This is a genomic window from Fulvivirga sp., assembly GCF_040220315.1.
Lineage (GTDB): Bacteria > Bacteroidota > Bacteroidia > Cytophagales > Cyclobacteriaceae > Fulvivirga.
Genome location: NZ_JAVJUY010000285.1, coordinates 1 through 11473, shown reverse-complemented (window position 1 = coordinate 11473; position 11473 = coordinate 1). Strand labels below are relative to the sequence as shown.

Below are 11473 nucleotides of genomic sequence, written 5' to 3'. Positions count from 1 at the left end.
GAAAATAGTAACAGTACCTTGATTTTTACTAATACTAGATCATTTGCTGAAATATGGTATCAGAAATTATTGGAACGGGCACCGCAGTTAGCAGGTATTATGGCTATGCACCATGGTTCTATCAGTCGTGAGTTGCGCGATTGGGTGGAGGATCAACTATATCACGGCCAGTTAAAGGCAGTAGTGTGTACCTCTAGCTTAGATCTGGGTGTAGATTTCCGTCCGGTAGAAACTATTATTCAAGTGGGCAGCCCTAAAGGTGTGGCAAGGTTCATGCAGAGGGCTGGCAGAAGCGGCCATGCGCCCGGTGAGTTAAGCAAAATTTACTTTGTTCCCACTCATTCGCTCGAACTGATAGAAGCAGCGGCACTTAGAACTGCCATTAAAGATGGGATAGTAGAAGATAGAATCCCTTATCTGCGTTCTTTCGATGTGCTGATTCAGTATCTGATAACCCTGGCCGTTTCGGAGGGATTCCGATCAAAAGACATCTTTAAAGAGGTAAAATCAACCTTTTCATACAATAGTATTTCTGAAGATGAATGGCACTGGTTGCTCAATTTTATAACTACCGGAGGCGCTTCATTATCAGCTTACGATGAATATAGAAAAGTGGAACTCGAGGATGGTATCTACAAAGTAAACGACCGTAGGATTGCCATGCGCCATCGCATGTCTATTGGCACAATTGTTAGTGATGTTTCATTAAAGGTTAAGTACACATCAGGTAAATACATTGGCACGGTAGAGGAGTATTTTATTTCCCGACTTAACCCGGGTGATGTTTTTTGGTTTGCAGGCCGGAATTTAGAATTGGTAAGAATAAAAGGGATGGATGTTCAGGTGAGGAACACCAATAAGAAGGCTAAGGCCGTTCCTTCCTGGCAGGGTGGTAGAATGCCCCTATCATCGCAGCTTTCTGTAATGCTTAGAAAGAAATTACATGAACTCACTAAGCCGGATTTAATGGATCCTGAATTACAGTTTATCAAACCATTGATGCAGCTTCAGCAAGAGCGATCTTATTTGCCTACGAAAGATGAATTTCTTATTGAGTACTTTAAAAGTGACGAGGGTTATCATGTTTTAATGTACCCGTTCGAAGGCCGATTTGTGCATGAGGGAATGGCTGCATTGATCGCTTTGCGTTTATCTCGAATAACGCCTATCACGCTAAGTATAGCTATGAACGATTATGGTTTTGAGTTGCTTTCAGACAAGGAAATACCCATTTACGAAGCTGTAGAAACCGATATTCTAACTACTGACGATCTATGGAAAGATATTCAGGCCGGTATTAATTCGGTTGAGATGGGAAGAAGGCGATTTAGAGACATTGCATCAATATCGGGATTAGTGTTTAAGGGTTATCCTGGTAATCAGATTAAAGACCGACATATTCAATCTTCTTCACAATTGTTTTTTGATGTTTTTAATGACTACGAATCTGATAATTTATTGCTACTTCAGGCTTATGAAGAGGTAATGGATTTTCAATTGGAAGAAGCCCGTATCCGGCAAGCGCTAATAAGAATCAACAATCAAAAAATAGTGATTACCGAACCTCAAAAACCAACGCCATTTGCTTTTCCTATTATGGTAGATCGATTGAGAGAAAAAGTGACCTCAGAAAAGTTAGAAGATAGAGTTAAGAAAATGCAGTTGCAGTTTTAAGTGTTAAGATCGTTTGGCCAACTCTTCTTTTAGCTTGTTATTGCTTTTTCCAATTGAAATTAAAATTGGAGCCATGCATGCAGGAATTACCATTAAACCAACAAATGCCATATTCCCTTTAATGAATACCAAATAGCCTGATGAAAGAAGTATAAATACAAATAATACTATAAAGCCTATACTGATGCCGGTATTAATCGATATTTTCTGTTTTATCTCGTCCGTTGACATATTAGACATTTCTTGATCTTTCATTCTCATTTATTTTATTGAATACTTTCAAATCTACTCTACAAATTGGGCCTAGACCACAAGATTCATTGGCCAATAGTCGTGTTTAATACTAATTAAGCTTGATTATCTGATAATATCCTACTAGCTTATAAGTTTAAATCAATCAATATCATGGCTTCAGAAAGAAAATTCCATCAACAGAGCATCTCAGGCACTCCCTCATTTAGTGCATTTTTAAAGGGCTTTAATGTATACACCCTTTCATGGTGTTTGTTAACGAGCATGGCCACAGCAGCCTATGGCTATTACTTACAAAATGCCACACTTGAAAGTGTTGGTGTGTTAAAATGGGCAGCCACACTTACTGGTGAGTTCGTGCTTTTTGGCCTTGGTATAGGCATAATCATATTATTCATTCATGATAGACGACAGACTGAGAATCCAATTCAGCGTATGTTTCCAGTAGTGATCTGGGGAAGAAAAATGCTGGTAAAAATGGGACCATTATTGCGCCAATATCTGTTTTTAAATGATCAGGAAGAAACGCCATACAATCGAATAACAAGAAATTGGGTGTATGAAACTGCCAATGGCGTAAGAAATACGATTGGATTCGGTAGTCAGATAGATATGGATAAAGTGGGTACAACTTTAATTATGCCAGCCACATTTACAAACACTACTATTAAAACGGGCGAAGAAACTGGAAAGACATATTCTAAAATTATTGGTAAATACACGGGTGTAGAGCCAGTAGAGCTTAAGCATTTCGTACATATAAGTGCCATGTCTTACGGTGCATTATCTTATCGCGCACACGCAGCTTTAAATAAAGGCGCGCAAATGGCTGGCATCATGCATAATACAGGTGAAGGGTCATTAGCACCGTGCCATGAATATGGAGGTGGCGATTTGATTTTTCAAATAGGTACAGCCAAATACGGTATCAGAGATGATGAAGGTAATATGGATGATAATTTACTGCAAGAGATGGCGCAGCATCGGCAGGTAAAAATGTTTGAAATAAAGCTGGCACAAGGTGCCAAACCGGGTAAAGGTGGTATGCTTTTAAAGGAAAAAATTACCGAAGAAATATCGAAGATTAGAAAAATACCAATGGGTAAAGATGCCTATGCCCCTGCAAGGCACAAAGAATTTACAGATGTAGATGGACTTTTTGATTTCATTGATCATGTTAGAAATATTACCAAGAAGCCAACCGGTATTAAAATGGTTATAGGCCATACTTCTGAAATTGAAGCTGTTGCAGAAAAAATTAAAAATGAACCGGGCAGAGGACCAGATTACATTGTAATCGATGGTGGAGATGGAGGTACAGGTGCCGCTCCATATGTGTTGAGTAGTTACTCAGGTTTACCAATGAAGCAAGCGTTGGCTGTGGCCGATTGGGCATTTAAACGCCATGGCGTTCGGGACAAGGTCATAATCTTTGCAAGTGGTAAAATTGCTACACCCATAGAAATTGCTGTAGCGATGGCATTGGGTGCAGATGCTATTTATATGGCACGAGGATTCATGCTCGCATTGGGCTGCATTCAGGCATTAGAATGCCATACAAACCATTGTCCTACAGGTATCGCCACACAAAACAAACGATTGGAAAAAGCACTGGATATTGAAGCTGCAGCTAAAAGAGTAGCTAAATATGCTGACTCATTGTATAAGGAAACACAAATGCTGGCAGAGTCTTGTGGGTACGAAACACCTAGTGACATAACGCCAGATGATATTATGGTAGTTACTTCTCCAGGACATTTAGATTACCTTTCTGAATTACATGGAATTTCAGCTTATGAAGCCAGCCTTGAGCGTAAAAAAGCCAGAGATAAAGGTATGACAGTAGGTGAAATGAAAATGCAGGAAGAAGAGCTGACTAATTAAGAAATTACTTTCGTCATATAGTAAAGGTCAAGGCCTTTGCCCCAAAAATCGTTTTTAATATACTCAAGTTTGAAATCGAACTTTTCAAAGAATTTATGAGCAAGCTGAGAAGTTCTTACAATCACACTGTGAACAGTGGCTTGTTCGGCAATTTTATCGAGGCAAAAATTTACAATTTCTTGTCCCATACCTTTTCCTTGAGTATCCGGGTGAAAAAATATCCATGTAATATGACCTGAATTTCTATCGTCAATTTTATAGCCACAGCAGCCTTTAACTTCACCAACACTTTCAATAACGTAATGATTGTCAGGCTCTTGTGTTAAATAGTTTTCAAAATCTACCACTTCTTTAGGATCAAAATAAGTGGGTGTGTTTAATTTGAAAATTGAAATGAGTTGATCGAAATCTTCGTTTTTATATGGCCTGATATTACTTTTTGTATTTGTCATTTAATCCTGTTCCAGAAAGTATGTAAGGTTTAATTTTCTTTAATCTAGCTAATTTGGTTTGCTCTTGTTTAGCATCTTTAATGTAAGTGGCAAATTCACGTTGTTTAGAAAGCGTTAACTTTTCAAAAGCTTTCTTTAAACTCTCATCGCTATTTAATGCATCAACCAATAAGTCAGGAATAATCAACGGCATTCTTTCCGGTTTTATTTCCCTGCCGGCTTTCTGATTTTTTATTGCCTCCATCACGTAGCTCTTAACTAAATCCTCATCAACTTCCGTGCTATTGGTAAAGCGCCATTGCCTCATGGCTTTTGTTTTACCTTCCTGTGCATTTACTAGAACATTGTGAGAATCTTTTAATAGCGCGCCCTGAAAGAACCATAAGCCAAAGTAAGATTTAAAGGAGCTCATACCTACAATATTCTTACCGCCAATTGTGTAAACGGGCATGCCCCACTTTATTGTTTCTTTCAAGCCACAGGAAAGTAAAATTCCCCTCAATAGCGTGAGTTCCTCTTTATACTCCTTGTTTAGATTTATGTATTCGTCAGCGCTCATGATATTTAAAATTATAAAATTATCGTCAGGCTATCATTATGCTTAAATAAATGCGGCATCCAGAACATCTGCTTAAACAATTGTGTTGAATAAGTAAGTTTCTAATACCAATCAAAACTGCTACTTTTGCGGCATATTTAAAAAGAACATGCAAGACATACAACTGAATACGATAGAGGAAGCCCTTGAAGATATAAAAAACGGGAAAGTAATCATTGTAGTAGACGATGAAGACCGCGAGAATGAAGGTGATTTTATTTGTGCTGCGGAATGTATTACGCCTGAGATAGTAAACTTTATGGCTACACATGGTAGAGGCCTAATTTGCGTACCCTTAATTGAAAGTAGGTGTGAGGAGTTAGACCTTGAATTAATGGTAGGGAAAAATACAGCTGCCTTCGAAACTCCTTTTACTGTATCGGTTGATTTGATTGGTCATGGTTGCACAACCGGTATTTCTGCGCATGACAGATTTAAAACCATTAAGGCATTAGTAGATCCTGAAACTGACCCAAAGGAACTAGGCAAACCAGGTCATATTTTTCCATTAAGGGCTAAATCTGGAGGTGTTTTAAGAAGAGCCGGGCACACCGAGGCAGCCATAGATTTTGCCAGGCTGGCAGGTTTTAGACCGGCAGGTGTCTTGGTTGAGATTATGAATGAAGATGGGTCAATGGCAAGGTTGCCAGACTTGGTGCATGTAGCGGAAAAATTTAATCTGAAGCTGGTAAGTATTCAGGATCTTATTAAATACAGGGTAGAAAAAGAAAGTCTTATTACCAAAGAAGTATCTGATGTGCACATGCCTACCGAGCATGGTGATTTTCAATTGCATGTGTATCAACAAAAGAATACCGGAGAAAACCACATTGCATTGGTTAAAGGGGAGTGGAGTGAAGAAGAAACTGTTATGGTTAGAGTACACTCTTCGTGCGTAACAGGCGATATTTTTGGCTCGTGCCGATGCGATTGTGGAGGACAGCTTCATGGCGCCATGGAAATGGTAGAAAATGAGGGGAAAGGAGTGATAATTTATATGAACCAAGAGGGTAGAGGTATTGGTTTGGTTAATAAATTAAAAGCATATAAACTTCAGGAAGATGGGTTAGATACAGTGGAGGCTAACCTTAAACTTGGCTTCGAAATGGATCAGCGCGACTATGGTGTTGGGGCACAGATTCTTAGAGATATTGGAGTGAGAAAGATTAAATTAATTTCTAACAACCCCAAAAAGAGAGTGGGGTTAATTGGCTACGGACTTGAAATTGTGGAGAATATCGGCATAGAGATTGCTCCAAATAAACACAACCACAAATACCTCGAAACAAAGAGGGATAAAATGGGTCACCAAATTCTTAAAAAATAGTGCGTAAATACGTATTGTCTTTTTTCTTTTTCATCATAATCCTGACAGCACAGGCTCAGGATTTCCCATCGCAAGTATGGCATGATGGTAAAATAGTTTCTATTGAAGGTGATACACTAAGAGGGCAAATCAGGTATTCTCAAGAAACTGATATTGTCGAATATATTGCAGACGGTATGAGAACTGCTCTTGCCTTAACGGGTAGAAAGTTATTGTACTTTGAAATTTTCGATAAGACTGTAAGTAGATACAGGGAGTTTTATGCATTGCCATACGCTTTGAATAATGATTATGAAGCCCCTATACTTTTTGAGGTAATTCATGAAGGTCGGCCTTTTAGCTTATTAAGTAGAGAAAGGGTAGAATATAGAGTAGTTAATAACCCTTACGCCATTGCCGGAACATATAGCAGGCTTGAGTTAGTATATACTTATTATTTTTTAGATGCGAAAGGCGGAATACAAAGATTTGGAGGGTCTAAACGAGATCTTGAATGGATATTTAAAAATCGGGAGGACAAGATTAAAAAATTCATAAAACAAAAAAAGATACGAACAGATAGAAGAGGCGATTTATTAAAGGTAGTCTTGTATTATAACTCATTATTCGAAGAAAAAAACGCATCTAATAACTAATGGCAAAACCACTTATACTTGTTTCTAACGATGATGGAATCACATCCAGAGGCATCAGATTACTTGTAAATGTAATGAAAGAGCTCGGGGAGGTAGTGGTGGTTGCACCCGATGGCCCACAAAGTGGTATGGGTCATGCCATAACCATAGGTAATACTTTAAGGTTGGAGCCAAACGATTTGTTTGGTGATGTGAAGGCCTTTGAATGTAGTGGAACGCCAGCCGATTGTGTTAAAATAGCGAAGCATTTTGTATTAAAGGATAGAAAACCTGACTTGGTAGTAAGTGGTATTAACCATGGTAGCAATACATCCATTAGTGTTTTGTATAGCGGCACCATGTCGGCAGCCATTGAGGCGGCATTAGAGGGATTGCCAGCTATTGGATTTTCTTTGTTTGACTACTCGTCTGACGCTGATCTTTCGCATGTAAGCGAATATGTGAAACGCATTGCCAAAAATGTATTGGATAAAGGGCTAACAAAAGGTGTTGCATTAAATGTTAATTTCCCTCCAAAAAGAAATGAATCGATACGAGGAATAAAAATATGCCGACAAGCAAACGCAACTTGGCAAGAAGATTTTGATCAAAGGCATGACCCCAATGGCCGCAGGTATTTTTGGATGGCTGGCAACTTTGTTAATCACGATAAAGGTGAGGACAATGATGAGTGGGCTATTGCAAACAATTACGTTTCAGTTGTGCCATGCCAATATGATATGACGGCTCACCACGCTATTCTGCATTTGAATGAAGATTGGGACGATTTTAGTTAAAACTGATATTTAACATACAAATTTAAAAAGGGGCTACTTTCATCTGAAGTAAGCCCATAGCCGGGAATTGTATAAATATCAATAAAATCGGCCTTCTCCCTTTCGTTAATAAAGCGAATACCAGTCTCACCGCCCAATAGTAGATGTCCATTCTTGAATATTTTTTCAGAGCCTAACACGAGTTCAAACCAATTGGCTTCGAAACCCGTGCGTGCAAAACTTTCAGTAAAAGTAGGCCAAAGTTCACTGGTTATTTCATAGCTGCCAGAGTCATCAAATTTTGACTGAGCATACCTGACTCCAATAAACAGTCGGTTAATGTTATCTATAGGAACAAGGTAATTTGCGCCAACACGCCAGTAACTGCCTTCAGCTTTATATGTACCATTCTCTATGGCAGCATCTGGTTCTATAGTAGCTATACCAAAATGGAAATTGGGCTGTATTCTATTTTTAAATTGATAGACAACACCAATTTCAAATTTTTGCTCAAAATCAGTAGGGAAGGTGATTAGTTTGCCATAATCCAGGTAGAGTTGTGGCCCACCAGTAATTTTTATTCTGGCCGTATCACTTTTCGGAAGCTTTTCTTTTTTTGTCCTTCTCTTTTTTATCTGATTCTTTTCTTCTGATTTAAGTTCATCATCAACTTGGGTACTGTCACTACTATTGGCGGTGCTTATTTCAACACTATCAATCTTTTGTAATGCGCCAGCGGTTTCGGTGCTATCAACCTTTTGTAATGCCCCGAAAGTTTTGATACTATCAGGCCTTACGGATCTAACACTATCCTGGCAAAATGCGGATAGCGGAAGAAGTAAAAATAGAATTGCCAGGTTAAAAGTATGCTGTAAGTTCTGCGTCATTGCTTATACATGTACTATCTCTGCATTCCAGTTTCACAGAGTCGAATGAGAAATAATTCACTTCCAGGTTAGAGGCTATGGCCCTTAGCTGATTTTCTATAAATTCATTATTGATATTATAAGTAAAATCCAATGTATCTAGCCGGCCAGATATTACTGTGAAAAAGCGAACATTGCTTGTGTTTGAGTTAAGTGGAAAAATATGCTGGTTGGCGCTATCAGCAGATAGTATTTGACCAGTACCACCAGTGCCTGATAGTGAGGCTAAAATAATTTTCCCGGAATTTATTCTACTCCTTATCGATGATAATCTTGTCTTCTGTTTATTTAAACTTGATTTTACATCATTCAATGAATCCTTTTCATCTCGGAGTTCGGCTCGATTATCAGCCTTGTCAATCTCAGCTATTCTCTCATCAATATCTTTAATATCAGCATTTATGACACTTATATCAGCATTGAGGGCAACAATACTATCCTGATTAATGAATTTAACAGTAACAAATGGCTCAATGCCATCGGCTTGAATTTCTTCTTCCGAGCAACTGAATAGGCATAGCATTGCAACAGTGGAAACTAATAATATGTGGTACCGCCATTTCATCGGGCGCAAAGGTAGTAAAGTTATGTGTTTCACGTTCTATGTTGAAAGTTCAATGCTTTAGGTTTTTATAAAACTACATCTTAAGTATTCGCAAGAATATGATAACAACCAAGCACCAAGCACCAATACCAACAACTAACAACCAATAACCAACAACCAACAACCAACAACCAACAACCAATAACCAACAACTAACAACCAATAACCAAGAACTAACAACTAATACGGATCCACATCAAACACTATTTTAGACGATTTCAGGTCTTTTTCATTTAGAATATCTTCTGCACATTTTTCAATGATTCGTTTCACTTTCGATAGGTCAATGCTGCCTCTTTCAAGTTTCACCAATAGCTCCACAAGATACTCATTTCGTATTTTATTAATGAGAGGTTCCTGCGGTCCCAGCACTCGTTGGCTCCCCAGTTGTTCCCTTAGCAAGTTGCTCAATCTGCTTGCAGTTCTGTGTGTAAGGTTTTTGTCTTTGTTTTTTACCCTAATTCCAATTAGCCTGGTAAAGGGTGGATATTTATGAAGCTCCCTTTCCGTAATTTCCTCATTGTAAAATTTAGTGAAGTTGTTGCTAATAATGTCTTTTAATATGGGTAGTTCAATGTTTCTGGCCTGAATTACAACTTTGCCTTTTTTGTCCCTTCTTCCAGCCCTGCCGCTTACTTGTGTGGTTAATTGAAATGTTCTTTCATACGCCCTGAAATCTGGAAAATGGAGCATGCGATCGATATCGAATACACCCACCAAACTCACATGGTCAAAATCCAGGCCTTTAGTAACCATTTGTGTGCCTACCAAAATATCGATTTCCTGATTTTCAAAATCGGTGATAATACGTTCGTAACTATTTTTGTTTCGGGTAGTATCTAAATCCATACGTTGAATTCGAGCATCCGGCAAAAGTAGTTGCAAATCTTCTTCTAGCTTTTCAGTTCCAACACCAATGGTTTTAAGCGATTTTGATCCACAAGCTTCACATTCATTGGGCATAGGCTCATGATAACCACAGTAATGGCAAATCAATTGTTTTTTGTATTGGTGATATGTTAGGCTCACAGCACAATTAGTGCATTTAGGAATATGCGCACATTGCTCGCAACTTATGTATGGTGAGTATCCTCTTCTGTTCTGAAATATTATTGCCTGCTCATTTTTGTTCAGAATATCGTTCAGGTGATTGATTAATACAGATGAAAAATCACCTTTAAGGGTCTTTTTCTTACCTTCTCTGAGCATATCTGCGATTTCAAAAGAGGGTAGTTGAGCCTCTCCGAATCGTTGATTCAACTCAATTAATCCATACTTACCTTCTTTGGCTTGAAAATAGGATTCTAATGATGGTGTCGCAGAACCAAGTAATACTTTCGCATGATGCTGCCTGGCCATAAAAAGTGCCACATCCCGCGCATTATATCTTGGTGCGGGATCGTATTGCTTGTAAGAAGACTCGTGCTCTTCATCTACGATAATCATGCCCAGGTTATCAAACGGTAAAAAGATAGAAGACCGAACACCTAGTACCAATTGATATCGCCCGGATAAAACACCATTCCAAACTTCAACGCGCTCATTATCAGAGAATTTCGAATGATAAATACCCACTTTATTGCCAAAAACCTTTTTTAATCGGGTAACGATTTGGGTGGTAAGGGCTATTTCTGGAAGCAGGTAGAGTACCTGGGATTCTGAATCCAATACATCTTTAATCAGGCTAATATATATTTCGGTTTTACCACTTCCGGTTATACCATGTAATAAGGCCGTTTCTTTTGTTTTAAAGCTCTCAAGAATTTCATTTTTAGCACTTACCTGATTTTGTGTTAATCGAACTTCTGTGAGTGGGGTATCATCATCTTCAAACCTTGATATTGTTACTTCAAACTCTTCGAGAATATTATTTTTTAATAGTGTTTTTAATGATGAAGCCGACAAATCTTCTGATTGCAACAATCCTTTTTCAATGCCTTTACGATTAAGCTCTGGTTGTTTATAAATTGGCATGTGCTGCAAATAGGCAAGAATTATTTCTTCTTGCTTGGGTTTAGATTCTATTTCCTTAAAGAGACCTTCTAATACCTTTTTATCTTCATAATCTGAGTTAAGCCTTATTCTTCGTTGTTTCTTTGGCTTGTATTTCTCTTTAATCTCCTCATAAATTATCACCGCATCTTTTTGAACCAAAGATTTGATGATGGTAAAACTATTTTTGATTTGAAGCGCTCTACCGATTTCACTATAAGTGAGTGAATCATTTTTAGCCAGCACCTCTAAAAGAAGGATTTCTTTATCAGAGAAATCGAAATCAGAATTATAAAGATCAAAATCAGGGTAAAGTTGTACTCTCGACTCACTACTTAACTTTAACCCGGAAGGAATAGCCACGTTCATTACTT

At 38.2% G+C, this 11473-nt stretch carries 11 protein-coding genes; 5 read left to right on the top strand and 6 right to left on the bottom strand.

Annotated features, from left to right (window positions below; translation table 11 throughout):
* On the top strand, nucleotides 1-1674 hold a 1674-nt coding region (locus tag RLO81_RS14325), incomplete at its 5' end, for a helicase-related protein (RefSeq protein WP_350112960.1).
* Nucleotides 1675-1677: 3 nt separating this feature from the next.
* Here RLO81_RS14325 and RLO81_RS14320 read toward each other — a convergent pair.
* Nucleotides 1678-1929 (bottom strand): hypothetical protein, encoded by a 252-nt coding sequence (locus RLO81_RS14320; RefSeq protein WP_350112957.1) that lies wholly within the window; start codon nucleotides 1927-1929, stop codon nucleotides 1678-1680.
* A 150-nt stretch (nucleotides 1930-2079) separates the two neighbouring features.
* Between RLO81_RS14320 and RLO81_RS14315 the strand changes: the two genes are divergently transcribed.
* Entirely contained in the window at nucleotides 2080-3810 is a 1731-nt protein-coding gene (locus RLO81_RS14315; protein ID WP_350112955.1) for a glutamate synthase-related protein, read from the top strand.
* On the opposite strand, the gene RLO81_RS14310 is transcribed toward RLO81_RS14315, so the two are convergent.
* Together RLO81_RS14310 and RLO81_RS14305 are read right to left on the bottom strand one after the other, a co-directional pair.
* Nucleotides 3807-4262 carry a GNAT family N-acetyltransferase gene (locus RLO81_RS14310; protein ID WP_350112952.1) on the bottom strand — a complete coding sequence of 152 codons (456 nt, stop codon included), beginning with the start codon at nucleotides 4260-4262 and terminating at the stop codon, nucleotides 3807-3809. The two genes, RLO81_RS14315 and RLO81_RS14310, sit on opposite strands and share 4 nt — an antisense overlap.
* Nucleotides 4243-4821 carry a YdeI/OmpD-associated family protein gene (locus tag RLO81_RS14305; RefSeq protein WP_350112949.1) on the bottom strand — a complete coding sequence of 193 codons (579 nt, stop codon included), beginning with the start codon at nucleotides 4819-4821 and terminating at the stop codon, nucleotides 4243-4245. Before RLO81_RS14305 ends, RLO81_RS14310 begins: the two co-directional genes overlap by 20 nt.
* A gap of 148 nt (nucleotides 4822-4969) precedes the next feature.
* On the opposite strand from RLO81_RS14305, the gene RLO81_RS14300 reads away from it, so the two are divergent.
* The 3 genes from RLO81_RS14300 to surE are packed head-to-tail and all read left to right on the top strand — an operon-like array spanning nucleotide 4970 to nucleotide 7598.
* Entirely contained in the window at nucleotides 4970-6187 is a 1218-nt protein-coding gene (locus tag RLO81_RS14300; protein ID WP_350112946.1) for a bifunctional 3,4-dihydroxy-2-butanone-4-phosphate synthase/GTP cyclohydrolase II, read from the top strand.
* Complete coding sequence (locus RLO81_RS14295; RefSeq protein WP_350112943.1) at nucleotides 6187-6822, top strand: hypothetical protein; 636 nt, start codon at nucleotides 6187-6189, stop codon at nucleotides 6820-6822. The genes RLO81_RS14300 and RLO81_RS14295 overlap by 1 nt, the downstream gene beginning before the upstream one ends.
* Entirely contained in the window at nucleotides 6822-7598 is a 777-nt protein-coding gene (gene surE, locus RLO81_RS14290) for a 5'/3'-nucleotidase SurE (RefSeq protein WP_350112940.1), read from the top strand. The genes RLO81_RS14295 and surE overlap by 1 nt, the downstream gene beginning before the upstream one ends.
* On the opposite strand, the gene RLO81_RS14285 is transcribed toward surE, so the two are convergent.
* The 3 genes from RLO81_RS14285 to priA form a co-directional block, all read right to left on the bottom strand.
* Nucleotides 7595-8464, bottom strand: coding sequence for a DUF6048 family protein (locus tag RLO81_RS14285; RefSeq protein WP_350112937.1), 870 nt, complete (start codon nucleotides 8462-8464; stop codon nucleotides 7595-7597). The two genes, surE and RLO81_RS14285, sit on opposite strands and share 4 nt — an antisense overlap.
* Complete coding sequence (locus RLO81_RS14280; RefSeq protein ID WP_350112934.1) at nucleotides 8436-9101, bottom strand: hypothetical protein; 666 nt, start codon at nucleotides 9099-9101, stop codon at nucleotides 8436-8438. Before RLO81_RS14280 ends, RLO81_RS14285 begins: the two co-directional genes overlap by 29 nt.
* Before the next feature lie 186 nt (nucleotides 9102-9287).
* Nucleotides 9288-11473 (bottom strand): replication restart helicase PriA (gene priA, locus RLO81_RS14275; RefSeq protein ID WP_350112931.1); only part of this gene is annotated, 2186 nt, incomplete at its 5' end.